25 protein-coding genes and 1 pseudogene are annotated in these 26,097 nt (G+C 59.4%); 9 read left to right on the top strand and 17 right to left on the bottom strand.

Annotated elements, in window-relative coordinates:
• Positions 1-1,545 (top strand): ABC transporter substrate-binding protein, encoded by a 1,545-nt coding sequence (locus tag PAF20_RS06925; RefSeq protein ID WP_434802951.1) that lies wholly within the window; start codon positions 1-3, stop codon positions 1,543-1,545.
• 69 nt (positions 1,546-1,614) lie between these two features.
• On the opposite strand, the gene PAF20_RS06920 is transcribed toward PAF20_RS06925, so the two are convergent.
• The 13 genes from PAF20_RS06920 to PAF20_RS06860 form a co-directional block, all read right to left on the bottom strand.
• Complete coding sequence (locus tag PAF20_RS06920) at positions 1,615-2,754, bottom strand: MFS transporter (protein WP_271072979.1); 1,140 nt, start codon at positions 2,752-2,754, stop codon at positions 1,615-1,617.
• Positions 2,702-3,136 (bottom strand): MerR family transcriptional regulator, encoded by a 435-nt coding sequence (locus PAF20_RS06915; RefSeq protein ID WP_271072978.1) that lies wholly within the window; start codon positions 3,134-3,136, stop codon positions 2,702-2,704. The genes PAF20_RS06920 and PAF20_RS06915 overlap by 53 nt, the downstream gene beginning before the upstream one ends.
• A 97-nt stretch (positions 3,137-3,233) precedes the next feature.
• Positions 3,234-4,013, bottom strand: a complete 780-nt coding sequence (locus PAF20_RS06910) for a transglutaminase-like domain-containing protein (RefSeq protein WP_271072977.1) — start codon at positions 4,011-4,013, stop codon at positions 3,234-3,236.
• A 108-nt stretch (positions 4,014-4,121) separates the two neighbouring features.
• Positions 4,122-5,129: a sn-glycerol-3-phosphate import ATP-binding protein UgpC gene (locus tag PAF20_RS06905; RefSeq protein WP_271072976.1), complete on the bottom strand. Its 1,008-nt coding sequence runs from the start codon at positions 5,127-5,129 to the stop codon at positions 4,122-4,124.
• Positions 5,130-5,131: 2 nt separating this feature from the next.
• Positions 5,132-5,980, bottom strand: a complete 849-nt coding sequence (gene ugpE / locus PAF20_RS06900; RefSeq protein WP_271072975.1) for a sn-glycerol-3-phosphate ABC transporter permease UgpE — start codon at positions 5,978-5,980, stop codon at positions 5,132-5,134.
• A complete protein-coding gene (gene ugpA, locus PAF20_RS06895; protein WP_271072974.1) occupies positions 5,980-6,858 on the bottom strand; it encodes a sn-glycerol-3-phosphate ABC transporter permease UgpA in 879 nt (292 codons plus the stop codon). Before ugpA ends, ugpE begins: the two co-directional genes overlap by 1 nt.
• A 57-nt stretch (positions 6,859-6,915) precedes the next feature.
• Positions 6,916-8,229, bottom strand: a complete 1,314-nt coding sequence (ugpB, locus tag PAF20_RS06890) for a sn-glycerol-3-phosphate ABC transporter substrate-binding protein UgpB (RefSeq protein WP_271072973.1) — start codon at positions 8,227-8,229, stop codon at positions 6,916-6,918.
• A 281-nt stretch (positions 8,230-8,510) separates the two neighbouring features.
• A complete protein-coding gene (locus tag PAF20_RS06885) occupies positions 8,511-9,392 on the bottom strand; it encodes a MurR/RpiR family transcriptional regulator (RefSeq protein WP_271072972.1) in 882 nt (293 codons plus the stop codon).
• Positions 9,389-10,261 (bottom strand): MBL fold metallo-hydrolase, encoded by an 873-nt coding sequence (locus PAF20_RS06880; protein ID WP_271072971.1) that lies wholly within the window; start codon positions 10,259-10,261, stop codon positions 9,389-9,391. Before PAF20_RS06880 ends, PAF20_RS06885 begins: the two co-directional genes overlap by 4 nt.
• Complete coding sequence (locus tag PAF20_RS06875) at positions 10,248-11,195, bottom strand: NAD(P)-dependent oxidoreductase (protein ID WP_271072970.1); 948 nt, start codon at positions 11,193-11,195, stop codon at positions 10,248-10,250. The genes PAF20_RS06880 and PAF20_RS06875 overlap by 14 nt, the downstream gene beginning before the upstream one ends.
• A gap of 3 nt (positions 11,196-11,198) precedes the next feature.
• A complete protein-coding gene (locus PAF20_RS06870) occupies positions 11,199-12,152 on the bottom strand; it encodes a shikimate dehydrogenase family protein (RefSeq protein ID WP_271072969.1) in 954 nt (317 codons plus the stop codon).
• Positions 12,149-12,793, bottom strand: a complete 645-nt coding sequence (eda, locus tag PAF20_RS06865; protein WP_271072968.1) for a bifunctional 4-hydroxy-2-oxoglutarate aldolase/2-dehydro-3-deoxy-phosphogluconate aldolase — start codon at positions 12,791-12,793, stop codon at positions 12,149-12,151. The genes PAF20_RS06870 and eda overlap by 4 nt, the downstream gene beginning before the upstream one ends.
• Positions 12,790-13,425 (bottom strand): glucose-6-phosphate isomerase, encoded by a 636-nt coding sequence (locus PAF20_RS06860; protein ID WP_271072967.1) that lies wholly within the window; start codon positions 13,423-13,425, stop codon positions 12,790-12,792. The genes eda and PAF20_RS06860 overlap by 4 nt, the downstream gene beginning before the upstream one ends.
• A 219-nt stretch (positions 13,426-13,644) precedes the next feature.
• Here PAF20_RS06860 and PAF20_RS06855 point away from each other — a divergent pair, with 219 nt between their 5' ends.
• The 8 genes and pseudogenes from PAF20_RS06855 to PAF20_RS06825 all read left to right on the top strand — a co-directional run bounded on the left by PAF20_RS06855 (position 13,645) and on the right by PAF20_RS06825 (position 21,341).
• Positions 13,645-14,610, top strand: a complete 966-nt coding sequence (locus tag PAF20_RS06855; protein WP_271072966.1) for a substrate-binding domain-containing protein — start codon at positions 13,645-13,647, stop codon at positions 14,608-14,610.
• Between the two features lie 66 nt (positions 14,611-14,676).
• Positions 14,677-15,177: pseudogene (locus PAF20_RS18945) on the top strand (ATP-binding cassette domain-containing protein); the annotation flags it as partial.
• A 141-nt stretch (positions 15,178-15,318) separates the two neighbouring features.
• Positions 15,319-16,197 (top strand): ATP-binding cassette domain-containing protein, encoded by an 879-nt coding sequence (locus PAF20_RS18940; RefSeq protein ID WP_434802950.1) that lies wholly within the window; start codon positions 15,319-15,321, stop codon positions 16,195-16,197.
• Entirely contained in the window at positions 16,194-17,180 is a 987-nt protein-coding gene (locus PAF20_RS06845; RefSeq protein ID WP_271072964.1) for an ABC transporter permease, read from the top strand. Before PAF20_RS18940 ends, PAF20_RS06845 begins: the two co-directional genes overlap by 4 nt.
• Before the next feature lie 3 nt (positions 17,181-17,183).
• Positions 17,184-18,689 carry a xylulokinase gene (locus tag PAF20_RS06840; protein ID WP_271072962.1) on the top strand — a complete coding sequence of 502 codons (1,506 nt, stop codon included), beginning with the start codon at positions 17,184-17,186 and terminating at the stop codon, positions 18,687-18,689.
• Positions 18,690-18,705: 16 nt separating this feature from the next.
• Complete coding sequence (locus tag PAF20_RS06835; protein ID WP_271072961.1) at positions 18,706-19,470, top strand: SDR family NAD(P)-dependent oxidoreductase; 765 nt, start codon at positions 18,706-18,708, stop codon at positions 19,468-19,470.
• Positions 19,471-19,483: 13 nt separating this feature from the next.
• Positions 19,484-20,551 carry a glycerol dehydrogenase gene (locus tag PAF20_RS06830; protein WP_271072960.1) on the top strand — a complete coding sequence of 356 codons (1,068 nt, stop codon included), beginning with the start codon at positions 19,484-19,486 and terminating at the stop codon, positions 20,549-20,551.
• Between the two features lie 10 nt (positions 20,552-20,561).
• Entirely contained in the window at positions 20,562-21,341 is a 780-nt protein-coding gene (locus PAF20_RS06825) for an SDR family NAD(P)-dependent oxidoreductase (RefSeq protein ID WP_271072959.1), read from the top strand.
• A gap of 74 nt (positions 21,342-21,415) precedes the next feature.
• Here PAF20_RS06825 and PAF20_RS06820 read toward each other — a convergent pair whose 3' ends face one another.
• The 4 genes from PAF20_RS06820 to PAF20_RS06805 all read right to left on the bottom strand — a co-directional run bounded on the left by PAF20_RS06820 (position 21,416) and on the right by PAF20_RS06805 (position 25,989).
• Entirely contained in the window at positions 21,416-22,438 is a 1,023-nt protein-coding gene (locus tag PAF20_RS06820) for an ABC transporter permease (protein ID WP_271072958.1), read from the bottom strand.
• 5 nt (positions 22,439-22,443) lie between these two features.
• Positions 22,444-23,460, bottom strand: coding sequence for an ABC transporter permease (locus tag PAF20_RS06815; RefSeq protein WP_271072957.1), 1,017 nt, complete (start codon positions 23,458-23,460; stop codon positions 22,444-22,446).
• 3 nt (positions 23,461-23,463) lie between these two features.
• Entirely contained in the window at positions 23,464-24,951 is a 1,488-nt protein-coding gene (locus PAF20_RS06810; RefSeq protein WP_271072956.1) for a sugar ABC transporter ATP-binding protein, read from the bottom strand.
• Positions 24,952-25,023: 72 nt separating this feature from the next.
• Positions 25,024-25,989: a substrate-binding domain-containing protein gene (locus PAF20_RS06805; RefSeq protein WP_271072955.1), complete on the bottom strand. Its 966-nt coding sequence runs from the start codon at positions 25,987-25,989 to the stop codon at positions 25,024-25,026.
• Positions 25,990-26,097 lie beyond the last annotated feature (108 nt).

The raw sequence follows: 26,097 nt of genomic DNA, 5'->3' as shown, positions 1-26,097 counted from the left end.
ATGGCGCTGCCGCTGACCGCCTTTGCCGAGACACCGGACGACGCGCTTGTCGTGGCGCAGAATATTGACGACATCGTCGCCATCGACCCGGCGCAGGCCTATGAATTTACGTCGGGTGAACTGGTCACCAACCTTTATGACCGGCTGGTTCAGTATGACGCTGATGATACGACCGTGCTGGCCGGTGGCCTCGCATCCGAGTGGGAGGCCGATGCAGAGGCGAAAACCATCACGTTCACGCTGCGGGACGGTGCGACCTTCGCTTCGGGGAACCCTGTCACTGCTGCCGATGTGATCTATTCTTTCAGCCGCGTCATCAAGCTGAATCTGACGCCCGCGTTCATTCTGACACAGCTTGGCTGGACCCCGGAGAATGTCGATGAAATGGTGACGGGTGAGGGGAACACCGTCACCGTGAAATATGAGGGCGATTTCTCTCCGGCTTTCGTTTTGAACGTGCTTGCCGCCCGCCCGGCCTCTATCGTCGACAGCGCCGTAGTCATGGAACACGAAGTCGATGGCGACATGGGTAATGCGTGGCTGAACGAGAATGCAGCCGGTTCGGGCCCCTTCACGCTGGACCGCTATCAGCCCGCGCAGATGGTTCGCATGTCGGCAAATGAAAACTACTTCAACGGCGCCCCGGCGATGAGCAGTGTCATCATTCGCCATGTCGCAGAATCCGCGACCCAGCAATTGCTGCTGGAGCAGGGCGATATCGACATGGCCCGCAACCTGACGCCGGATCAGATCGCCTCGATAAACAGCGAGGAAATCAAGGTTGAGACCTATCCGCAGGCCGCCGTGCACTTCCTTTCTTTCAACCAGAAGACGGAGAGCCTGACCGATCCCGCGCTATGGGAGGCCGCGCGCTATCTGGTGGATTACACCGGCATGACCGACACGATCATCAACGGCCAGATGGAGGTGCATCAGGCGTTCTGGCCAAAAGGCTTCCCCGGTTCATATGACGAAACGCCGTTCAGCTATGACCCTGAAAAAGCCAAGCAGATTCTTTCTGATGCCGGGGTCGACACGCCGATCACGGTGACGCTGGATGTTATCAACTCGGCACCCTTTACGGACATGGCCCAGTCGCTTCAGGCCAGCTTTGCCGATGCCGGCATCAACTTCGAGATCCTGCCCGGTACCGGCAGTCAGGTCATCACCAAATACCGCGAGCGCAGCCATGAGGCGATGCTGCTGTACTGGGGCCCGGACTTCATGGACCCGCATTCCAACGCCAAGGCCTTCGCCTATAACTCGGATAATTCGGACGAGAATTACGCCGCCACCACCACCTGGCGCAACGCATGGGCCGTGCCGGATGAAATGAATGCTGAAACGATGGCGGCCCTGTCCGAGGCGGACCCGGAAAAACGGGCGGAGATGTATCAGGACCTTCAGAAGAAAGTTCAGGAAGACTCTCCCATCGTGATCATGTTCCAGGCGGCTTATCAGGTGGCCATGAACAACGCCGTCACAGGCTATGTGAACGGCGCGACATCGGATTTCGTTTATTATCGCCTCGTCGAGAAAAACTGATCCGATCATCGGGCCGCCGTCCTCCCCCGGCGGCCCGATCTTGTCTTTTGTCGCGGTTGATGCGTTGCTTTACGCTCTGGCGACCCTATCCTCCCGCTTGTGAGATGCCAGGAATAAACAGGCTATCCCGATCAGCACAAAGCCAAGCAGCGCCACAAGGCTGGACGCCGTGGCAAAAAAGGCAGCCGCCACTGCGGACCAGATGGCGACGCCAAGATTCATCGCGCTTGCGCCAAGCGCCATAAGCACGCCGCGCCGCGCCTCTGACAGGCTGGCGAGATATGTTTGCAGGGCAGGGGCACCGATCCCGCCAAGGACCGCCCATATCGCCATCGCCAGACATGCAAGCACGGCGCTCAGCGTCAGGCTGAACAGCGCGACGATTGCCACCATGACCCCCAGCAGGCAGAACAGCATAAGCTGCCGACCATCCCTTGTGCGACCGATGATACGCGGCATCAACAGGTTGCCGACAAGTGTCATGATGCCGAACCCCGCATAGACAGCACCGACGCCGCGAGTCCCGAATTCCGTCAGGTCTCGGAACCGCTCGCCAGCAATGGCATAGATGCCGATGGCTCCGCCGAGCCCGAGACCCATCGCCGCGATGGCGGCGAAAGCACCCGGCACCAGCACAGGTCCGGCCGAGCCAGGCTGGTCCTGTCCATCCTGGGCGACAGGCAGGCGGCCAATGCCCAGAAGCGATAGCGCCCCCGCAGCGGCAAGCCCTGCAAAAGCCCAGTGCCAGCCAAACATTGTGGTGACGGCAGCGCCATACAGGGGCGCAAGGATAATACCACTTGTCAGCCCGGCCTGAACGGCGGCGATGTTGGCCGGTGCGCGCTTTGCCCCGCTATCGGCAGCGCTTGAGAAGGCAATCGGCAACATACCCGCCGCCCCGATCCCGGTCAGAACACGCGTAAAGAGCGCGACGCCATATGACGGCGACAGGGCTGTGCCCAGCGATCCCAGGCAGAACATCACAACAGATGGCAGCAGGACCGCGCGACGACCGAGGCGGTCCGATAAGCCCCCCAGAAAAGGCGACAACAGCGCCAGCGGAAGCGCATAAGCGCCGATGAACAGCGTAATCCGCTCTGGCGCGACACCCAGATCGGCACCGATCGGCGTCAGGATCGGGCCAAGCAGGAATTCGTCACTTCCAACCAGAAAGGCGATCAGAAACAGGATGAGGGTATGAGGTGTCATGTCCGGGGTTTTCCCTTTCGTCATTGCGTGGCGAAAGGGCGCTTTCGAAGCTTGCGATCCGGCTTTGCGTTGCCTGCCGGCGTGTCTGAAGATCTGCGATGAGCCGATCTATTTGCGTCAGCTTGTGTTGCAGATCACCCAGTCCGGCCTCACACGCGCCGGCACCTTCATCGGTCAGACAAGGCGCCATCGCCAACACCTCGCGCGTGGAAAACCCGGTTGCGATCATGTCACGGATGCGACCGGCCTTGCGGATGTCGGCGGGCGAATAGCTGCGGTAGCCATTGGCGTCGCGCGCAGGCGAAAGCAGCCCGGTCTGCTCATAATGGCGCAGGCTGCGCGGGCTGATTTTCAATTGCGTTGCGGCTTCCTTGATCTGCATCGTCAGCTCCCTTTCCCGGACCGGGCTAGACCATTGACACTAATGTTAACGTCAAGGGTTATCTGGGCGCTTTTTGTGAAAGTTTGAGCCCGGGGACTTAGTCTGCGCGATTGACCGTAATCGACTGGGAAACCAGTGTCGCCATCTGGACCGAGGACAGAAACGCCACATCGGTGGCGTCGCGGCCCACCGCAATGATCGCCATATTGTCGGCATGGGCCATGCCCGTTGCGTCAATCAGATGCCATGCGCCGTCCAGAAAAACCTCTGCCACGGCGTGAAAATCCGGCGGATTGACATCGGGTGCGTATACACTGGCCATGCGGGCAGGAATATTCGCGGCGCGACAAAAGGAGATCAACACATGCGCGTAATCCCGGCAGACGCCGCGGCGTTCCAGAAATGTATCGACCGCTGTTGTTTCCGACCCTGAGACTCCCGCGACATAATCGAGGTTTTCTTCAACCCAGTCGCGCATCGCTGCCACGCGGGCACCTCCGGTCAGGTTGCCAAAGCATTTGTGAACGAAGTTCCCGAAACGCTCTGACGGGCAATAGCGCGAGGGCAGGGTATAGCGCAGGGCGTCGCCGGGCAGCCGCTCGAACGGAGTCGCGGGCAGGGATACAAAATCCGGTCTGGGACGCTCGACCTGCACCGTTGCGGTGTAATTGCAGGACAGATGCGCACGGGGCCGGATAACCATGCGTTCGCCGATCCCTTCATCCCCCGGCACACGGGCAAAGCTTTCCAGATCGCCAAGGTCGATCTCGGCTTGTAGGATCGCCTGGCCGTCCGCACCTGCCGTTTCGACTGTCAGAACCGCTGGTCCGGGCGTTTCAAGGTCGTATTCAAGCTTTGTCTGAATGGAAATTTTCATTGGCTCAACCATATCTCTTCCTTGCGCGAGAGACCTCGCATGGTGGACACGGGTTTTCCAGTGCTGTTGAGGTATGGCGACCCAAGATTGCCGCCGCAATCCCCGACGTCAGTCCAGCCGTCTGCCACTTTCGGTGTCGAAACGGTGCAGCGCGTCAGGCGGGACAGACAGGCGGATCGTGTCGGAAAGCTCGGCATTAGAGGGCATTGTGACAGTGAACCCCTCTCCACCAACCTGTCCGTGCACGAGACGCTGGGCGCCCAGTTCTTCAACCGCTCCGACGCGAAGTTCAATCGGGCCGTTCGAATCGATGCTCACGTCCTCGGGGCGGATGCCAAGCAGGCCTGCATGGGCGCTGCCCGGCAGGTGCGGCACCGCGCGGGACGGGATCAGGTTCATGGCCGGGCTGCCGATGAAGCCGGCGACAAAGGCACTGGCGGGTCGGCGGTAAACCTCCAGCGGGGTGCCGATCTGCTCGACCTGGCCCATGTTCAGAACCACCAAGCGGTCGGCAAGCGTCATCGCCTCCAGCTGGTCATGGGTGACATAAAGGCTTGTTGTCCGCAGACGTTTCTGAAGATCCTTGATCTCCAGCCGCATGGTGACGCGCAGCTTCGCATCAAGGTTTGACAGCGGTTCGTCAAACAGGAAGGCGGCAGGTTCGCGGACGATGGCACGACCCATCGCAACGCGCTGTCGCTGGCCGCCGGACAGGGCGCGGGGCTTGCGTTCCAGATAAGGGCCGATCTGCAGGATATTGGCTGCCTCTTCAACCCGGCGGTTAATTTCGGCGCGCGGGGTGCCACGGTTCTTCAGGCCGTATTCCAGATTTTTGCGCACTGACATATGCGGATAAAGCGCGTAATTCTGAAAGACCATCGCGATGTCACGCTCTGCCGGTTCTACGCGGTTAACTTCACGATCACCGATCCTGACCGTACCGTCGGTGATCGATTCCAGTCCAGCGACCATGCGCAGCAAGGTGGATTTGCCGCAGCCGGACGGGCCGACCAACACGATGAATTCGCCATCCGCGATATCCAGATTCACATCGCCAATGGCGCGATTGCCGCCGGGATAGACCTTGCCGACATTGTCGAGTGTAATTGATGCCACTTTTATTTCTCCGTCTCGACAAGACCTTTGACGAACAGCTTCTGCATGGCGATGACGACGGCGACGGGCGGCAGCATCGCCATGATGGCGGTCGCCATCACAAGGTGCCACTGGGGCAGCCCGTCCACCGCGTCGGCCATGCGCTTGATGCCCGCGACGATGGTGTAATAGCTGGAATCCGTGGTCACCAGCAGCGGCCACAGATATTGGTTCCAGCCATAGATGAACAGGATCACGAACAGCGCCGCGATATTCGTGCGCGACAGCGGCAGCAGGATGTCGCGGAAGAACTTCATCGGACCGGCGCCGTCGATCCGCGCAGCCTCTGTCAGCTCATCAGGAATGGTCAGGAAAACCTGCCGGAACAGGAATGTCGCGGTGGCTGACGCGATCAGCGGGATCGACAGACCGGCATATGAGTTCAGCAGGCCAAGGCCTGCGACAACCTGAAAGGTGGGAACGATCCGCACCTCGACCGGCAGCATCAGGGTGATGAAGATGCACCAGAAGGCAAAATTGCGGAACGGAAAACGGAAATAGACGATGGCGAAGGCCGACAGGACAGAGATCACGATCTTTCCGATTGCGATCGACAGCGCCATGATCAGGCTGTTGACCATCATCCAGCCGACCGGCGGCGTCCCGCTGGTCGACAGGCCGCTGTCCAGCATACGGCTGTAATTCTCCACCAGATGCGGTCCGGGCAGCATGGGTATGGTACCGGACGAAAAGTCGGTCGCGGTATGGGTCGAGGCGACGAAGGCGATCCAGACCGGCATGGCAACGATGGCCACACCGAAGATCAGCACCAGATGGGCCAGAAAATTGAGGCCGGGGCGGTTCTCGATCATCAGTATTCCACCTTCTTTTCGACATAGCGGAACTGGATCACGGTCAGCGCGATCACGATCAGCATGAGGATCACCGACTGCGCGCCGGAGCTGCCGAGATTCTGGCCCACGAAACCGTCGAAATAGACCTTGTAGACCATGATATTGGTGGCTTGCGCCGGCCCGCCCTCGGTCGTGCTGTCGATCACGGCGAAGGTGTCGAACATGGCATAGACGATGTTGACGACCATCAGGAAGAAGGTGGTCGGCGACAGCAGCGGCAGGGTGATTGTGAAAAACCGTTTGACCGGGCCCGCACCGTCAATTGCTGCGGCCTCCCGAAGGCTGGACGGGATTGATTGCAGCCCTGCCACGAAGAACAGGAAGTTATAGCTTATCTGTTTCCACGCACTGGCGATGACAACCAGCAGCATCGCATCTCCCTTGTCGGAAATGTGGTTCCAGTCATAGCGGAACTGATCCAGCACATAGGGCAGGATGCCGATGGTCGGATTGAAAATGAACCACCACAGGATACCCGCAACGGCTGGTGCCACGGCATATGGCCAGACCAGAAGCGTGGTATAGATCTGCGATGATTTGATCATCCGGTCGACGGCCACCGCCAGCAGCAGTGAAAAGCCCATCGACAACAGCGTGACGGACACCGCGAAAACCGCCGTCACCTGCAGAGAGTTCATATATTCGGGGCTGTCCAGAAGCCGCCAGTAGTTTTCCATCCCGACGAAGGTGGTTTTTATTCCGAAGGCATCTTCTCGAAGGAAACTTTGCCAGACAGCCTGAGCGGCGGGCCAGATGAAGAAGATGAAGGTAATGGCCAATTGCGGGGCCAGCAGCAGCCAGGGCAAAAGCTGGTTGTTGAAGATCGTGCGCTTCATCTTGTCACTCGGGCCGAAGGAAACGGGGGCCGCGTGAACGGCCCCCGAAAGTTCAGTTTACTGGTTCTGCGCCTGGAATTCTTCGATCAGCGCATTGCCGCGCTCGACGACGGAATCCAGTGCGCCTTGCGCATCCTTCGATCCGGACATCAGCTGCTCGAATTCCTCGTCGATGATCCCGCGGATCTGAACGTAGTTGCCGAAGCGCAGACCTTTGGAGTTCTCGGTCGGCTCGTTCAGCGTGATCTGGTTCAGACCGGTATCGGCACCGGGATTCTCGGTGAAGAAGTCTGACATCTGATCGGCGGCCGCCTGCGTGATCGGCAGATAGCCCGAGAAGGACGCCCAATCAGCCTGAACTTCCGGGCTGGAGAGGTATTCGAAGAACTTCGCGGCGCCGGCATATTCTTCATCCGGACGGCCCGACAGCACCCAAAGCGTAGCGCCACCGATGATCGAGTTCTGCGGCGCACCTTCGACATCGTCGTAATAGGGCAGCATGCCGAAGCCGACCTCAAAATCGGTCGCATTGGCCAGAACGCCGGCGCGGCTGGCCGAGCTGTTCATGATCATCGCGCATTCCTGGCTGTAGAACATCGGCGGTGCGTTATCGCCACCGACCGGACCGCCATATTTGAAGATGCCTTCGTCAGCCCATTTCTTCAGGTTTTCCCAGTGCTTGACCTGAACCGGGCCATTTACGGACAGGCGCGCATCAAGCCCGCCGAAGCCATTTTCCATCGTGCCGATCGGCTGGTTGTGCCAGGCGCTGAAGTTTTCGGTCTGGATCCAGCTGATCCAGCCGGTGGTAAAGCCGCAGCTTGCCGCGCCTGATTCCATGATCTGCTTGGAAAACTCTTCCATCTCGGCCCAGGTCTTGGGCGGGGTTTCCGGGTCCAGTCCGGCTTCTTCAAAGACGGATTTGTTGTAATACAGAATTGGGGTCGAGCTGTTGAACGGCATCGACAGCATGTTGCCATCGGTGTCGGTATAATAGCCGACGACCTGCGGCAGGAATGCCTGCGGATCGAATGCGGCGCCCTGATCTTCCATAAGCTGGTGAACCGGAACGATAGCACCTTCGGCCGCCATCATCGTGCCGGTGCCGACTTCGAAGACCTGAACGATGGCAGGCTGTTCACTGGCACGGAACGCAGCAATCGCAGCGGTCATGGTTTCGGGATAGGTGCCCTTGTAGGAGGGGACGACCTTGTAATCGGACTGGCTGTCATTGAAGCCCTGAACGATTTCTTCCAGCTTGGCGCCCAGTTCGCCGCCCATTGCGTGCCACCACTGCACCTCGGTTTGTGCATTTGCAGCAGTCACGGACATGGCTACGGCCATCGCCGTACCGGTGAGAATAAGTTTCATTTCACTTCCCTCCTGTTGGGTTGAGATCAGTCGGCGTGGTAACGCCCCTCCATGACAAATCAGCAACCAGTTTATGAAGGAAATGTGACAGTCTTTTCCCGGCACGTCAAAACTTCTGTCGCGCTGACCAAAGGGAAGCTTTTGCTCATCAACATTGTGGCAACAATGCAAGGGTGTTTTCGAACTATCTTATGGCACGCAGCGCGTCAGCCGAGACTTGAGCGCAAATGCGCGACGCGTTCAAAAGCGCCTATCAAGCCAAACGCGAAAGCTGTAACTACTTAGAAAGGTTCGTTCTGGCGCACCTGACTCAGATAGCGCTTCATGCGGACCAGCCGTTGGTTAGCGACTTTGTCCAATCTTCGGGCGACCAAGGTCGAGATTATATCGACGACCACAAGTGCTGCGATGCGTGATGTGGTCGGGGTAAAGACATCCGTATTTTCCAATGTCTCTACATTGATTAGGATGTCGGAATAATTAGCCAGGGCGCTGTGGTCCGATCCGGTGATGGCGATCACTTTGCTGCCCTGTTCTTTCGCGAGACGGGCGAGTTCGATCACCAGCATGGTTTTGCCTGTGTTCGAAATGGCGACGGCGACGTCGTCGGGCTGCATCATCGAGGCTGCCATAAGCTGCTGATGGCTGTCGACAGTCGCACGGCAAGGCACGCCCAGCAGCGGAAACTTCTGCTGGAAATCCTGTGCCACGATACCGGAGGCCCCGAAGCCGAAGATCTCAAGGCTTCGTGCTTGCAAGATCAGCTCCACAGCCTCATTGATCTGAACCATGTCCAGCTTGTGTCGCGCCCAGTCCAGCGATGTCATTGTGTAATCGAATATCTTCGCCGCGACCTCATCTGGGGTGTCGTCGATATTGATTGCCGATTGCGTGGCGGGCGTGCCCAAAACGAGGCTTTGGGCGAGTCGTATCTTGAAGTCCTGAAACCCCTCGCAGCCGAGCGCGGTGCAGAACCGGATCACTGTCGGCTGGCTGACACCGGCAATCTCGGCGGTTTCGGCCACCGTGGCGTTCATCAGCTTGCGCGGATATTCCAGAACCGCGTCAGCAACCTTGCGGTCGGAACGGCGCATTTCCGGGCGCATGGTGCGGACCGTTTCAAGGATGTTCCGTGGAGCAAGGCTGTCGACCGGGTCTGTCATGATGTCCGCTCAATTGTTTCAGGCGCCGGAACATATGACAAGTTGATCTGCGCTGCCAGTAGCTGCGGGTTTTGCGATGCCGCTGCAGCACGCTCTACTGTGTCGCGCGGCAGGGTGTTGAATTCGAACATGTCGAAATGATGCGCGATTACGGTCCCGATGCCGGCAGCACGCGCCAGTGAAATTGCCTCGTCCAATGTCATATTGCCGGGAACGCCGTTTCCGGCACGCAGATCGTCCCGACCATTGACAGGGAAAAGGGCCAAATCGGCGTTCAGGCTCGCCACCTCTGCAGTCTGATCTTCGAAGGGGACCGTATCGCCTGAATGATAGACGACCCGTCCAGCAATTCCAATCGCCATCCCAAGAAAGCGGTGCCTGCCCGCTTCGTCGGTCTCAATTGTTTCGTGTGCTGCGCGGGTGGCAGTGATCTTGATGCCCCGATGGCTGATCGTTTCGCCCGCATCGATGGCAATCAGTCTTTCGGGCACGATTCGCGCCCGCTCGACTGCGACCTCGCTGGCGGAGGCCGGGGCGATCAGACGAGCCAGTGGATTGGCCCCCATCAGCGCCGGCAATGTGCCCGGATCAAGGTGATCGGAATGTGCGTGGGTGGCGATAACCAGATCGACATGGGCGACCTTATCCGCAGCGACCGGGGCGGGCATCAATCGCGTATGGGGGAATTTCTTGCCTCGGTATTTTTCAGCCAGCGAGTTCGACAGGTAGGGGTCGATAACAACCCTGCGGCCTGCGCCATCGATCACGAAACCGGCTTGACCGAGCCAAAACAGCCGCAGTCCTTCGCCCGGCGGCTGGGCGAGAACCTCGCGCAGCGGCCTTTCAAGCGGTTGTTCACTTAGCCGCATTCTGCTTTTCCGTTCCGAGGTGCCTCAGCAGGTTTTCGACGGCAATTCGTGTGGCCCGGCTGATGCTTTCATCGGTCAAGCCGCCGATATGACTGGTCGCAATGACACGCGGATGCGCCGCCAGCCCGCCCGGAGGAGGTGGCTCGGTGTTGAAAACATCGGTCGCGTAGGCTGCGACGCGCTCCTGACCCAAAGCGTCAAGCATGGCCGCCTCGTCGATAAGGCCGGCCCGCGCGGTGTTGATCACGATGACAGAAGGGCGCAGGCGTTCTATGCGCCCGACGTCAAGGAGCGGACGGTTGTCCGCAGGCATCGGGCAGTGGAATGAGATGATCTCGGCGCGCCTAACCAACTCATCAAATCCGACATATTCGACCTTGCCCGCCAGCGATCCCAGATCGGGCTGGGCCGGATCGACAGCGACTATATTTGCGCCGAGTTCAGCCATGACGCGCGCGAATTTACGACCGATTGCGCCGACGCCGACAACCCCGACAGTCATGCCTTCAATCTCGCGTCCCTTAGGACGGGGCCAACCGCCTTCGCGAACACCTGTTGCCACCTCTGGCAATTTGCGGCAGGCGGCGAGCGCAAGTGCTATGGCCAATTCCGCAACGCCGGTCGCATTAGCGGCCATCGCACGTTCGAGCACGATGCCGCGTTCATCGATCTTCTCCATCGGGATATTGTCGGCGCCCGAGCCGTTACGGCTGATGACGCGCAGCCTTTCTGCTGCCGCGATGACCGCGTTCGACACCGGCTCGACACCAGCGAGCCAGCCATCAATATCAGGCACAAGGGCCAGAAGCTCTGCTTCATCCGGCATTTTTCCGGCTGTGCAGAAGACAAGTTCATGTCCGGCCACGCGAAGGGGGTCAAGTTCCTTTGGCGGCTCGGATGTCAGCGAACGGGGAGTGATGAGGATACGCGCCATGACCTATCCCCGCACCGCGTTCTGCGCGACTTCGGTCAGTCGGGCAATAGTTGCTGCGTCTGTCCCGATCTCGACGTGGAATACCTCGGCGATCACCTGTGTCCATCCGTGGATGAAATAAGTCCAGCCATCCACGATTGTCAGATCGCGCTCTTTCTGCTGAGAACGGGCCTGATCCAGAAAAACCAGATCGCCGCGATAATTCAGGTCCCAGACGACAGCATTCTCTGGAAAGACCGCCGCGTCGCTGATCGGGGATCCGGGCGCGTCCTTGCCGAGCCCTGTGGCATTAATGATCAGTGAGCCGGGTTTGAGGTCGGCAATCACCCGATCGTTGTCCTCTGGCCGGGGTGCCAGCACGTAATCTAACGGTGTATCAGTAGGAATCTGGCTGTGAATGTGCCGGATTTCATCAAGGCGTGGCTGAGAGCGGTTCGATACGATGATGCGCGCCGGAACATCTTCCCCGCGTTCCTTCCGCATCAGATGCCATGTCAGCGCAATTGTCGATCCCCCGGCGCCGATAGAGAACAGATCCGCCCCGGTTCGCGCGAAATAGTCAGGTCCAAGAAAGCCATCTATCGCGAGGCCCGATGAGATCGGATCTTTCGCATGGCAGACCAGCTTGCCGTCCGCCTTGGAGATGCAGGAGGTTTCCTTCATCAACGCGGCGAAAGGGTCGATCACATCGAACATATCGCGACATGCGTTGAACAGGTCAATCTTATGAGTGGTGACAAGCGCCCCGAGCGAGTTCGCATCGTCGCGGATGAAGGCCACGGCCTCGCGATAGGCGTCAGGGTCCGAATGTGGCTGAAAATCCATGCCGACGATCTGCACATCGCCGAGGCCCAGCTCCTCTGCCCATGCGGGAAAGACCTTCATGATAGAGCTTTTGCCGGTCGTCACGCCGATGAAATAGAGCGTTGGCTTGGTTGCCGGTGAGTAATCGTTCATCCGCGTATCTCCCCAACGCGCGCAACGGCTGCGCGGGCGCGCTCGGCAATGCCGGACCAGTCGCCGTCGCGCATGTGTTCGGCTTTCGCGATCCATGTGCCGCCGACGGCTGCGACTTCGGGCAGCGCCAGCCAGTCCTTCATCGTATCCAGCGTCACACCGCCAGTCGGGACGAAGCGCAGTCCCATATGGGCGAAAGGAGCATTTATGTTCTTCAGCATGGATGGCCCGCCAGCAGGCGTTGCAGGAAAGAATTTCATCAACCGGCAACCTTTCGCCGCGGCGAGTGAGATATCTGACGGGGTCATGATCCCCGGCGCAAATTCAATGTTCAGGGCCTGCGCTGCGTCCACGATATCCGGGTCGAAGCCCGGTGCCAGCCCGAACGTTGCGCCTGCACTGGCAGCCCGTTCTGCCTGTTCGCGAGTCAGAATTGTGCCCGCGCCGGTCAGCAGTTCCGGACAATCACGGCTGAGCGTCTCGATCACCTCTGCCGCAGCATCGGTGCGGAAGGTGATTTCCGCGACACCAAGCCCACCCTTGAGCAAGGCCTCGGCAAGCGGGCGCGCATGTGCTGCATCTTCGATAGCGATCACGGGAACGACGCCGATTTCAGCGATTTTCTTGAATACACTTGTCATGCTACGCCCTCCGCTGCTGCGGCAATTGCCTTCAGATCTTCTTCGCTACGGTTCTTCCATGCAGGATTGTCCTCGGCCTTCCAGCCGCCATTCCCGTCATCCATAACCCGGACACGCATCCCGCCAGAGCGTTCGATGATGCCGTAATCCTGCCCCGAATCGGCTGGGTAGGCGAAGAACATCACCAAATCCTCCTCACCGATATTTACGGAACGGTGGATCCAGAAGGGCGGAACATAACAGACCTGCTGCGGACCCATTTCCACCAGCCGGACTTGGCCATCGGGGCTTTCCATCTGCATGATCCCGCGGCCGGAAAGGGTCTGGTAGATCTCGGGGCGGTTTCCCTTTGCGTGAATGTGGCCGCGAGTCAGAAAATATTCGCGGCCAACCTTGCCCGCCTCCATCCGCGTGACGCCCATGATCAGGTCAGATGTCTGCGCGCCGGGGGTGTAAGATGTGACTTCATACGCGACCTCATCCGCCTTTTCGGAAAGGATCTCTTCGAACGCTTCTGCATCGGCATAGAGACCCGTCAGGTCGCGATATGTCTTGCGATAATGGCCGTCGGCATTCTCCAACATGCCCGTCTTGATGGAGATGCCACAAAGGCGCGGTTCGGCAAGCTGCATAGGTTCCCCCCAAATATACGGTAGTAAAAATACGGATATGGACTGAATGCTAGGCGAGAATCCCCATGCGGACAATATTTTTTTATCAAAACTACAAAAATATGAGAAAACCCGTTGACTGCTACGGGTCGCCCTCCTAGCATCGCGGCACTGATCAAACGTGTTTGCCGTGTTCGGGGGACGATTTTCGGGCGGCGGGATCATTGGGAGGAGTTGAGGATGCAAGTGAAGATTGTGGCGGGTACCCTGTTTGGTGCCCTGATGATGAGCGGCGCGGCCTTCGCGCAGGGGGACTGCTCTGTCGGTGTGTCGATGTATACGCTTGGTGCGCCGTATTTCGCAGCGCAGGAAGTTGCCGCGCGTGAGGCGGCAGAGGCTGCCGGATGCACCGTGCGCACGGCGGACGGGCAGAATGACATGGTCAAGCAGATCGGGGATGTTGAAGACATGGTCGCGTCCGGCGTCAATGTCCTTATCATCAACCCGCGCGATCCGCAGGGTCTGATTCCGGCCGTCAATGCGGCGACGGCTGCGGGCGTGCATGTTGTTTCGATGGATTCCATGCTGGATCCGTCGGGTGATTATATCACCAACGTCTCCGCCTCGAACGGTGACAATGGTGAGCTCGTCGGCGAATGGCTGGCGAACGAGACCAATGGTGAACCGCTGAAGATTGCGCTTCTGTCCGGCTCTCAGGGTAACGTGGTCGGGCAGGCACGCCGCATGGGCGTTCTCAGTGGTCTCATTGATGCGCAACTGACGAATTTCGGCAATGCGAATGTCGAAATTGTCGGGCAGGGCTGGGGCAACTGGTCCACCGAAGGGGGGCTCAGCGCGATGGAGGACCTGCTGACCGCGCACCCCGACATCAACGTTGTCCTGGGCGAGAACGACTCGATGGTGATCGGCGCTCGTGAGGCGCTGAGGGCGGCCGACCGTTTGGAGGGTGTTCTTCTGGTCGCTGCCGCAGACGGGCAGAAAGAGGCCTATGAGATGATCAAGAACGGCGAATATGGCGCCACGGGTCTGAACGATCCTGCAGCCGTCGCCGAACTGGCCGTCGAAGTCGGTCTTAAGGCGCTGAATGGTGAAGAGCAGGAACTGACCAAATACACCTTCACCGAACCGGCCGTCGTGACGCAGGAAAACGTCGACGATTACTACGATCCCGAATCCGTCTTCTGAGACGGCACGGATAAAGCACATGCTTCTCGGGCTGCCTGAAATTCGGCGGCCCGGTTGTGACCTTAGGTGACGGAGGGGCACTTGGCTGAACTGGTCAAACTAGAGGGCATCACCAAATCCTTCGCGGGCATCCACGCCCTGACCGAAGTCGATTTCGATCTGTATCCGGGCGAGGTCCACGCGCTTTGCGGAGAGAACGGTGCCGGTAAGTCGACGCTCATGCGTGTGCTTGGCGGTGAGTTGCGCCCGAACGCCGGCCGCACGCTGATCGAGGGAGAAGAGGTCCGGCTGAACGGTCCGACCGATGCGATCAGGCGCGGGATCTCCGTCATCCATCAGGAGATGGCGCTTGCGCCGGATCTTTCCGTTGCCGAGAATATCTTTCTGGGTGCGCTGCCGGTCGGAATCAACTGGGCCCGCCTGCGTGAACGCGCGCGCAGCCTGATTTCCAACCTTGGTTTCGACATCAAGCCGGGGGAACAGATTTCGGATCTGTCCGTCGCCCATCAGCAGGTGGTTGAGATCGCAAAGGCCCTGTCTCGCGATGCGCGTGTGATCGTCTTTGACGAACCAACCGCTGTGTTGTCGACAGGCGATGCCCGGCGGCTGCTGCAGATCATCAAAGACCTGCGCGATAGTGGTGTCGGGATCGTCTATATCTCGCACCGGCTTGACGAGATATATGAGATCGCCGACCGCATCACCGTCATGAAGGATGGGCGCCGTGTCGATACGGTGACGCCGGACTCGACCCCGGTCGACAGTCTTATCCGCATGATGGTGGGCCGACCGCTATCACAGCTTTTCGGTGAAAAACCCGACACCACGCTTGGTGAAGAGGCGCTGAGAGTTTCTAACCTGTCGCTGCCTAACGGCGTGCATGATGTCAGCTTCTCCATACGCAAGGGGGAGATTGTGGGACTGGGCGGGCTTGTCGGCTCCGGCCGGACAGAGGTTGCACGGGCGATTTTCGGGGCCGATCCGATCACCGAGGGTGATCTGACCCTGAACGGGGAAGTATATAAACCACGCTCGCCCCGCGCTGCGGTTCGTCGCGGCATCGCTTTGGTGCCCGAAGATCGCAAGGGGCAGGGGATCGTGCTGAATATGTCGATCCGCAAGAACATCACGGCAGCAAATACCGATCCGGTCACGTCTATGGGCTTTTTCAGGCCCGCCGCCGAACGCACTCTCGTCCAGTCTCTGATCAATTCCCTGCGCATCAAGCTGGGGTCGATGAACGATCCTGTGTCCAGCCTGTCGGGTGGCAATCAGCAGAAGGTGGTTCTTGCGAAATGGTTTAACACAGAGCCGGGCCTGATCATTCTGGATGAACCGACGCGCGGCGTGGATGTGGGCGCAAAGACCGAAATATACACGCTGATCCACCGCCTTGCCGCCGAGGGAAAGGCCGTGATCGTCATTTCGTCTGAACATGCCGAACTGTTTGGGCTTTGCGACCGGATTCTCGTCATGGGCGAAGGCGAGTTGCGCGGCGAATTGCTGCCCGAGGATTTCGAAGAAGAGAAACTGCTGACGCTGTCCATGACACCCCGTCAGCCCGAACCTGCAGAGGCGCAAGCATGAGCGAGAACGCCGCGACCATCAATGAAGAAGAAACCCATCGCCGGTTCAGTTTCGGCAAGATGTTCCGCCAATATGGCACCTTCATCATTTTCATTTTGCTGATCCTCGTCGCTCAGGCCCAATCCGATGCGTTTCTGACCGAGCGCAATATCATGAACGTGCTGCGCCAGATGTCCGGCATCGGGGTGATGTCGATCGGTATGCTTTTCGTCATCCTGACACGGGGCATCGACCTGTCGGTTGGCTCCATCGCGGCACTGGGCTCTGTCGCGGTGGCGATTGTGGTTCAGGACTACCCGTTGCCGGTTGCAATTGCGATTGTCGTCGGACTGGGCGCGCTCTGCGGACTGGCCTCCGGTATCCTGATCGCATTCTTCAAGCTTCCGGCCTTTGTCATAACACTTGCGATGATGACCGCCGCACGGGGTTTCGCGCTGATCTTTTCAGACGGCCAGCCGATCATGCCGGGCGATGCGGGACGTCCGCTTCAGACATTCGGTACCTCATTCACCTTTGGCGTTCCTAATCCTGCGCTGCTGATGATCGCGCTGTTCGCAGTGGCCTTTATTTTCCTGAACTACAGCCGTTTTGGTCGCCTGATCAAAGCCATCGGTTCGAACGAAGAGGCTGTGCGGCTGTCGGGTATCCCCGTGTCCTGGTATGTCATGTCGGTCTATGTGATTTCCGGCGCATTGGCGGCGGTGGCGGGGATCCTTGTCACCTCGCGTTCCGGTGTCGGATCGGCGTCGGTCGGGGCAGGGAACGAGCTTGACGTGATCGCCGCGGTTGTCATCGGCGGGGCGAGCCTGATGGGTGGCGTTGGCGGTGTGATCAATACCTTCATCGGCGTGATGATCCTGGGCGTGATCGGCAATATCATGAACCTTGCCGGTGTGCCGGGCTATCATCAGCAGGTCTATCTTGGGATTATCATCGTCGTCGCGGTTCTGATCCAGAACGGAACAAGTCTGTTTCGCAGGTAGGCCATGAAGACCACGGTTGCGATAGATATAGGGACCGGATCGACACGGGCGGCGCTGATGTCCTCGGAAGGGCAAGTCCTGTTCGTCGCCGCCCGCGAATACAGCCAGATCACCCCTGCCTTCGGCTGGTCCGAGCAGCGCCCGGAAGATTGGTGGGCCGCCACTTGCGAAACGCTGAAACAGGTCACAGCCCATGCGCAGACGGAAGGCTTTCAGATAGCGGCGGTCTGCGCTTGCGGTCAGATGCATGGCACGGTGATGGTTGACGATAACAGGAACCTGACGCGCGACACCGTGCCGCTGTGGAACGATAAACGCACGCTGGAACTGGTTCGGGATTTTGAGGCTGCAGAGGATCTGAAAGACTGGCTGCCGCTGACGGCCAATCCCCCGACACCGGCATGGCCTGCATTCAAGCTGCAATGGCTGCGGGACAACGACGCAGAGGCATGGGCGCGCACGACTTCGGTGATGATGCCGAAAGATTTCATCAACCTGCGCCTGACCGGAGAGCGGGCAGTGGACTGGACCGAAGCCGCGTGCTCGTTCCTGATCGACGCACAGACCGGGCAATGGTCAGAAAGGGTGTTCGAACGCCTGGGGCTGGATCGCGGAATGATGGCGCCGATCCGCTATCCGTCGGAAATTCTAGGTGAGGTCACAGCCGAAGCAGCAGCGCAAACCGGGTTAAAGACGGGAACGCCGGTTCTTGTTGGTGGTGGCGATTATCCGGTTGCGTTGCTTGGTTCTGGCGTGTGCAAGCCCGGTCTTGCCTCCGAGGTCGCGGGCACTTCGTCTATTCTGACGCTGGTTGCAGAGAAGCCGGTCCTCGATCCGGAAATCAGCAATGTCGGCACGCCTGAAGGGAATTGGGGCGCATTCGTGCTGCTTGAAGCGGGCGGTGACAGCGCGCGTTGGGCGCGGCGGGCGTTCCATGACAACGCCACCTCCTATGGCGATATCCTGCAAGAGGCAGGGACGGCGCCTGCCGGGTCGGATGCTTTGTTCTTTCTGCCATTTCTTGTCGGTGAACGACTGGGAGCGCATCGCAATTCGCGGGCGCAGTTCTTCGGGCTGACCGCGCGTCACGGGCTGCCGCAAATGCATCGCGCCGTGCTGGAGGGCGTTGCCTTCGCTGTAAACCGTCACCTGCGCATCATGGAACGCGCGACTGGGACAGAGCCAGAGACATTGATCGCCTCGGGCGGCGGTGCGAAAGCCGATCTGTGGCTTCAGATCAAGGCAAGCATCTACGGGAAGCGGATTCTCATCCCGGCCGAAGCCGAATGTGGTCTGGTCGGTTGTGCAATCCTGTCAGCCATTGCCATTGGCGATGCGTCCGATCCCGCGGCCGCTGCCTCTCGTCTGGTCGGTATCGGACGCGAAGTCCTGCCCGACCCGGCGAAGCAGGAAATCTATGCGCGGATGCAGCCCGTTTTTGACCGCCTCTATCTTTCGTCGCGAGAGTTTTACAACGATCTCGACAGGCTCGATCAGGGATCTGCATGATCCGGGAAGGGAAAACATGAAGTATCTGGACCGTTTCAGGCTGGATGGCCGCCACGCATTGGTCACGGGCGGCGCGCGCGGGATCGGCTTCGCCACTGCAGAGGCACTGGCGCAGGCAGGTGCAAGCGTTATGCTGACCGACCGCGATGCCGACGCTGCGGAAAGTGCTGCAAGGCAACTGCGGGAGAAAGGGCTGGATGTCAGCGCCGACAGGCTGGAGGTCACAGATTCCGCAGCGGTCAACGCACTGGCCAAGGCTTATCCCCAGATTGATATATTGGTGAACAATGCCGGTATCGCGCGGTCGAATGAGCCCGCCGAAACCATGACAGACGATGTATGGTCATCCGTGATCGACATTAACCTCAATGGTGTTTTCTGGTGCTGCCGTGCGTTCGGTGCCCAGATGCTGGAACGCGGGCAGGGCACGATTGTAAATGTCGGCTCTATGTCCGGCTATATCGTCAACCGCCCGCAGGAGCAGTCGCAATACAACGCCTCAAAGGCAGCGGTGCACCAACTGACCCGCTCGCTTGCGGCGGAATGGGCGCCTCGTGGCGTCCGGGTCAATGCCGTAGCCCCAACATATATCGAGACCGAGATGAACAGCTATGTCTATGACGACCCGGAATTGATGCGCCACTGGATCGGGGGCACACCGCAGAACCGCATGGGGCACCCGGATGAGGTAGCCTCTGTCATCCTGTTTCTGGCCTCTGACGCGGCAAGTCTGATGACGGGCTCAATCGTGCTGGCCGATGCCGGCTATACCTGCTGGTGAGGAGGGAAAGATCATGCAAATAACCGGGGCCCGGTTTCCGGGGCGCTATATTCAGGCGCAGGGTTTGCTGTCTCGTCTGGGCGAGGAATCCAAATCGCTTGGTAAATCGGCACTGATCCTGCTGGACGGTTTTCTGGCGGATAGCCAGGGCGACGCCGTGCGCAGCGGCGCTGCGCCGCTTGCTGTCGAACTGCTGGTTCATGGCGGCGAATGTTCGGAACAGGAAATCACGCGCGGTGTAGATGCCGGTCGAAAGGCAGGTGTCGATCTGATTATCGGCATCGGCGGCGGCAAGACCCTGGATACGGCAAAAGCGGTGGCCTATCGCCTGGACGGTCTGCCTTGTGTGATCGTGCCGACGATTGCGGCATCCGACGCGCCATGCTCGGCGCTCGCCGTAGTCTATAAGCAGGATCACACAGTCGATTACGATTACTTCCTCTCGCGCAATCCCGATCTGGTTCTAGTTGACACGCAGATCATCGCCGATGCGCCCGCGCGCTTTCTGGCCGCCGGGATCGGCGATGCGCTTGCCACCTGGTACGAGGCCGAAAGCTGCCGAGAGGCCGGGGCGGAAAACAGCTGGGGCACGCATGGCAGCGCGCTTGCCTTTGAAATTGCGCGTTTCTGCCGCGATACGATTGTCGAATTCGGCGCAGAGGCTTTGGCGGAATGCGATGAGAACAAGGTGGGTGAGGCGCTTGAGAGGATCGTGGAGGCCAATATCCTGCTGTCAGGGGCAGGCTTCGAATCCGGTGGCGTCGCGGGCGCTCATGCCATTCACAACGGCTTGTGCGAATTGCATGATGTGCATGGCTACCTGCATGGCGAGAAGGTCGCGATTGGCGTTCTCGCAACATTGCTGATTTATGACCGGCAGGACGAGTTCGAGAAAGTCCGCGAATATTGCAAATCGGTGCGCTTGCCGGTTCGCTTGTCGGATATCGGGATCACTGAAGTGACCGATGAAAAGCTGCGCAAGGTGGGGGAACGCGCCTGCCGTCCAAACGATCTGATGGACAATGAACCGAAGAAGATCACGCCGGACATGGTGATGGATGCGCTGCGCAAGTTGAGTTGAGGGGGAGGACATGATGATCGACGCAGATATGAAGGATATATTGGCAAGCTTCAGCGCGGAGTTGTTCGCGGGCAGGCATGTCATCGTCTCTGGCGGGACAAGCGGCATCGGCCTGGACATCGCCCGAGGCTTCGCCGGTCTGGGCGCGGATGTGACCGCCACCGGGTCTTCGGAAAAAAAGATTGCGGCTTTGGCGGGTGAACCTGCGAATATCCGGTTCAAGGCGCTTGATGTGCGCGACCGCGACGCCGTTCGCGACTTCTGCGCGGCACAGCCGCGTTGCGATGTGCTGGTCAACGGTGCCGGTGTCGCACGCGGGGGCGAGGAATGGGACGAAGACGTCTGGCTCGACACGATGGAGGTCAATCTGAACAGCCAGTTCCGGCTTGCGATAGGTCTTCGGGAACGGTTGGCAGAGGCGAAGGGGTCGATCATCAACGTGGCCTCGATGCTTAGCTATATGGCCGATCCGGGGGTGCCGGCCTATACGGCCTCCAAGACGGGGGTGTTGGGGCTGACGCGTGCGCTTGCCCATAAATGGGGGCGAGAAGGCATACGGGTCAACGCCATTGCACCGGGGTATCACCAGACCGATATGACCAAGCCGATCTGGTCGGTTCCCTATGGCAACAAGGCGGTTGCGGATCGCACGGCGCTTGGCCGGTGGGGCAGCACAGCCGACCTGGTGGGGCCGTGCCTGTTCCTGGCCTCTCCGGCGGCGGCCTATGTGACGGGCATGTGTCTTGAGGTGGATGGCGGCTTTGTCAGCGGTAACCCATTAGAGGAATAGGCGGCCGCATCTTTGCAAGAAGCACGGGCGACCCAATGGGATCGCCCGTTTCTTTACAATCCCTGTCTCGGCCCTCAGCCCCTTAGATGGGCCGGTCGCAAGCCGAAGATATTTCGCCAGGGTCGACCCGTTTTGCGCAGGACCATTGTCGCATCGGCCACGACGACGACGATCAGAACGCCACCGATCACGACAGCCTGCCATTCCGATGGCACCGTCAGCAAGTTGAACGCGTTTGTCAGCAGGGCGATGAAGATCACACCGATCAACGCCCCAAGATACGATCCCTTCCCGCCTGCAATGGACCCGCCGCCGATCAGACAGGCGATGAATATCTGCATCTCCAGCCCCTCACCCATATAGCGGTTCGCCATGCCGACCCGTGCGGTCATCAATACGCCCGCCAATGCGGCCAGCCCGCCCGACAGGACAAAGGCCAGAAACTCGATCCGGCGGCGGTTCAGACCCGTGGCTTCAGCGGCCTGTGCGTTGCCACCCAGAAACAGCAGGCTGCGACCGGGGAAGGTCAGCCGCAGGAACAGCTCGAACCCAAGACACAGCAGCAGTGCGAACAGGAATATCCCGGACAGCCCGCCTATGTCCCATTGCCCAAGAGCGTTGAAGCCGGACGGAAAGCTGGTGAAACCGCCCAGACCCTGACCGGACATGATAACCTCGATAATGCCGCGTGTCATATACAGGACGCCTAGTGTCACGATCAGGTGGTTGATACCCAGCCACGCAACCATGAGCCCGTTGAAGGCACCGATGGCGATCCCGGTCAGAAGTCCGACGGCGACGCCGACAAAGACCGGCGCACCTGCGCTCAGTGTCATGGCGGCGGTGATGCCTGAAATGCCCATGACCGCGCCGACCGACAGGTCGAAGCGACCTATCATGAACAGCGTCATCATACCAATCGCGACGATCAGGTTCGGCGCGATCGAGGTCTGCAACGACGCAAGATTGTTGCGATCCAGAAAGGCCGGGCTGATCATCGCCAGAACCACGGCTATCAGGGTCGTTGCCGCAAAGGTCAGGCTTTCCTGCTCTAACCTCCATGCGCGAAGAAGCGGAGTTTTCCGGGTCATGCTCATGCGGATCAGCCCTTCCGGCGGTTCATGAGGGTGTCGAAGGTCACGGTGGCGATCAGAAGGAAGCCTATGACAAATTGCTGAAACACAGGCTCTATATCGTACATGATCATCCCGTTCAGAACGAGAGCAAGCAGCAGGAGCCCAAGCGCCGAGCCGCGCAAATCGCCGCGCCCGCCATACAGGCTGGCGCCGCCGATAATCGCGGCGGTCACCATGACGAATTCCAGCCCTAGCCCCATGCGCACATCCGCGCTCGTAATGCGCGATGCGGTGAAAATTCCGCCAAGCCCGGCTGTCATCGCGCTGACGACAAAGGTTGCGATCTTGATCCGGCCGACATTGATGCCGTGGACTGTCGCGGACCTCATATTCTCACCGATAAAGCACATCTTGCGATAAAGGGCGGCGCGTCGTTGCAATGCCCATGCCGCAAGCACAAGGACCACCATCATCACGATGCTCAGCCGCACATCGAAAACATCCGTGCGTGCAAGGCTGCGGAACTCTCGGGGATAGGTGCGACCGCCTAATGCATTGGCCAGCACGTTCGCCAGCCCTCTTACGACCAGCATCGTGCCGATGGTCAACATCAGAGAGTTGATGTTGAAGCGCACGACCAGAAAACCGTTCATAAACCCGATCAACCCTGCCACGCCAAGCGCGAGTGCTGCGGCAGGCCAGAAGCCCCATCCGGCCACCAGCAGTGAGCCCGTCAGCATCCCTGTCATCGCGAAGACTGACCCTACGGACAGGTCGATTTCACGCATGACCATCAGATAGGTGAAACCGACAATCGCGAGAAATTCGATTGATACAGCGAAAAGGATAGAGTTGAGGTTCTGTGCAGTCGCGAAGTTGTCCCGTGTCAGTGCAAGAAACGCGAAAATGGCCAGCGTGATAAGCGCAAGCGGCAGGATGTTCGCGCCGAAGCGCGGGTTGCGCGCAGAACGTGAAGGGGCAGCCTCGACCGATGCGGTGGGGACAGAGGTTTTCTCGTTCGGCAGTTTGATCCGGTCGATCATGTTTCAGCCCTTACCTGCCGCAAGCGCCATCACGGCTTCTTCATTCATATCCGCGCCGGCCAGTTCCCCGGCGTGACGACGCGAGCGCATCACGACGATCCGATGCGCAAGCCGCAGCAGTTCCGGCAGATCGGATGAAAAGACCAACAGGGCGCGTCCGTTTGCCGCTTCGCGGCGTGCGACCTCGTGCACTTCCGCTTTTGCGCCGACATCAACGCCTCGCGTCGGCTCGTTCAGAACGATTACCTCGGGTTCGCTCGCCAGACAGGCCGAGATCATCACCTTCTGCTGGTTGCCGCCGGAAAGCTGCATCGGCAGGCTTTGCGGCCCGGGCGCGCGGATGGCGAAACGCTGGATGTCCTCCACAGCCTGTTGCCGGACGGCGCTGCGGTCAACCAGCCCCATTTTGGAAAGCCGGTCGAGGACAGGGGCCGAAACATTGTCGGCGATGCTTCGCTCCATATACAGCCCGGCTTCCTTGCGATTGCTGAACAGATAGCTCATCCCCTGCTTCATCAGTTGGGCCGGGGAAAGATCGTGCACCGGCTGCCCGATCAGCTCCATCTGGCCGGAAACGGGCGGAACGATCCCGAAAAGCGCGCGGGAAAACGCCTCTGCCCCCGATCCTTCCAGCCCAAAGATGCCCAGTATCTCGCCGCGATGCAGATCAAGGCCCATATCCTCAAAACCATCCGGCATCGTCATGTTTCGGATGCTGAGGACCACCTCTGCATTATTCAGACGCATCAGGTCTGGCAGTGTGGGCGAATCCAGATTGCGCCCGACCATTCGGCGGATCAGGTCATCTTCACTAAGGCCGTCATTCGCCAGCGTTCCGACGAAAGCACCGTCGCGCAGCACCGTGATATGATCCGCAATATCCAGCACTTCATGCAGGCGATGCGAAACATACAGTATCGTGTGACCGGATTCCTGCAACTGCTTGACCAGCCCGACCAGCGTCTCTGCCTCGACATTGTTCAGGCCCGATGTCGGTTCATCCAGGATCAACAGGCTGGCGTCGCTTTCAACGGCGCGAAGGATTTCCACGATCTGTTGCTGGCCGGGTGTGAGTTGGCCCAGAATTTCGCGCGGATCAATGTCCAGTCCGAACAGCTTCAGAAGCTCGCGGCTGCGTGCGTACATCTTGGCGAAGTCAATGCGCCCGCGATGCCGAGGCATCCTGCCGACGAAGATATTCTCGGCAACGGACATATTCGTGAAAACGGCAAGCTCCTGATGCACCATCGCGATATCGCCATGCGCGCGATCAGCGGCCGAGGTGGTGCGCCCAGCTATGGACAACTGGCCTTCATCGGGTTCGATTTCACCATTGATGATTTTCAACGTGGTGCTTTTGCCTGCGCCGTTTTCACCGAGGATGGCATGAACTTCGCCTTTCACGACAGAGAAACTGACGTCGCTCAGCGCCTTTACGGCACCATAGCTTTTGCTGACTCCGGTTAGGCTCAAAATTGGATCGGCGCTCATATCATCGGTCCCGAAAATGCGGATTCCGTAAGAACGGGAAAGGGCGCGACCTGGGCCGCGCCCCGTTTGGGTTCAGAAGCTTGGCAGGTTGCCGCGCATGAACTGCTCGACATTTTCCTGATCGATGACTTCTGTGCCCATATAGACGGCCTGCGGGAAGGGGTTCACACCTGCGCCAGCGTTGTCTGCTGAAATGGGAACCGCAGCCAGCCCGACATTGTCGTCATTATAGGCTTCCAGCATCTGCACTGCGAGGTAGGCCTGCAAAGCGGTCTTGTTGATGATGGTCGCGTCGATGACACCATCGGCAATGCACTCCAGCACCGCGTCCTCACGATCATGAACGATGACGGTCAGGTCGGTGATGTCCTTTTCCAGTTCTTCCGCCGCAAGGCAGATGCCGCTGCCGGACGAGCTGTCCAGACCAACCACAGCGGTGATGTCCGGATAGGTGTTGAACATCGTCTTCGCGGCGTCAATAGCGGTTGAGGTTGTCGCCTTGTCATCGACCCGTCCGGCGACCTCCCAACTGCTGTTCGCTGCCAGATAATCGGTCAGGCCCTGCACCTTGGCATCGGTATTCGATGCGCCCCAGTTACCGGATATCGCCAACGTGCCGCTGTCGCCGCCGCGTTCGATCAGCTCTCTCGCCGTGTCTTCGCCTGCCGCATAGTTGTCCAGTCCGATGAAGGTCAGCGCGCCGCCATTATCCTCTGTCACGGCTTCGATCACCACGACCGGAATGCCCTGTTCCATTGCACGGCGGATGCCCGGAACGGCGCCCGGCTCCCACAACGTCGTGATGATACCATCGGGCTGACGCGCGATGGCCTGTTCAACTGCTTCGGCACCGGCAACCGGGTCCCATCCCTGCGGGCCCAGCCGTTCAACTGTCACGCCGAACCGATCCTCGGCGTAGTCCATGCCCAGCAGGCTGTCGAGCAGATAGGGATGGCCCTGCAACTGCGATGCATAGACATAGTTTCGCCCGCTTTCATCCTGAGCGAAGGCCGCGCCGGTCGTCAGAATTCCTGCCAATCCGGCGAGTTTGATGCAGCGAAAGATTTTCCTTGGTGCTGAGATGCGCATGATTGTCCTCCCTGACTCGCATCGACAATTCCGGGCCCTCCTGCTGCTTCAAACAGC

The organism is Paracoccus albus (assembly GCF_027913035.1).
Classification (GTDB): Bacteria; Pseudomonadota; Alphaproteobacteria; order Rhodobacterales; family Rhodobacteraceae; genus Paracoccus; species Paracoccus albus.
Note: the sequence above shows the minus strand (reverse complement) of the source record. Positions and strands in the feature narration are given on the sequence as shown.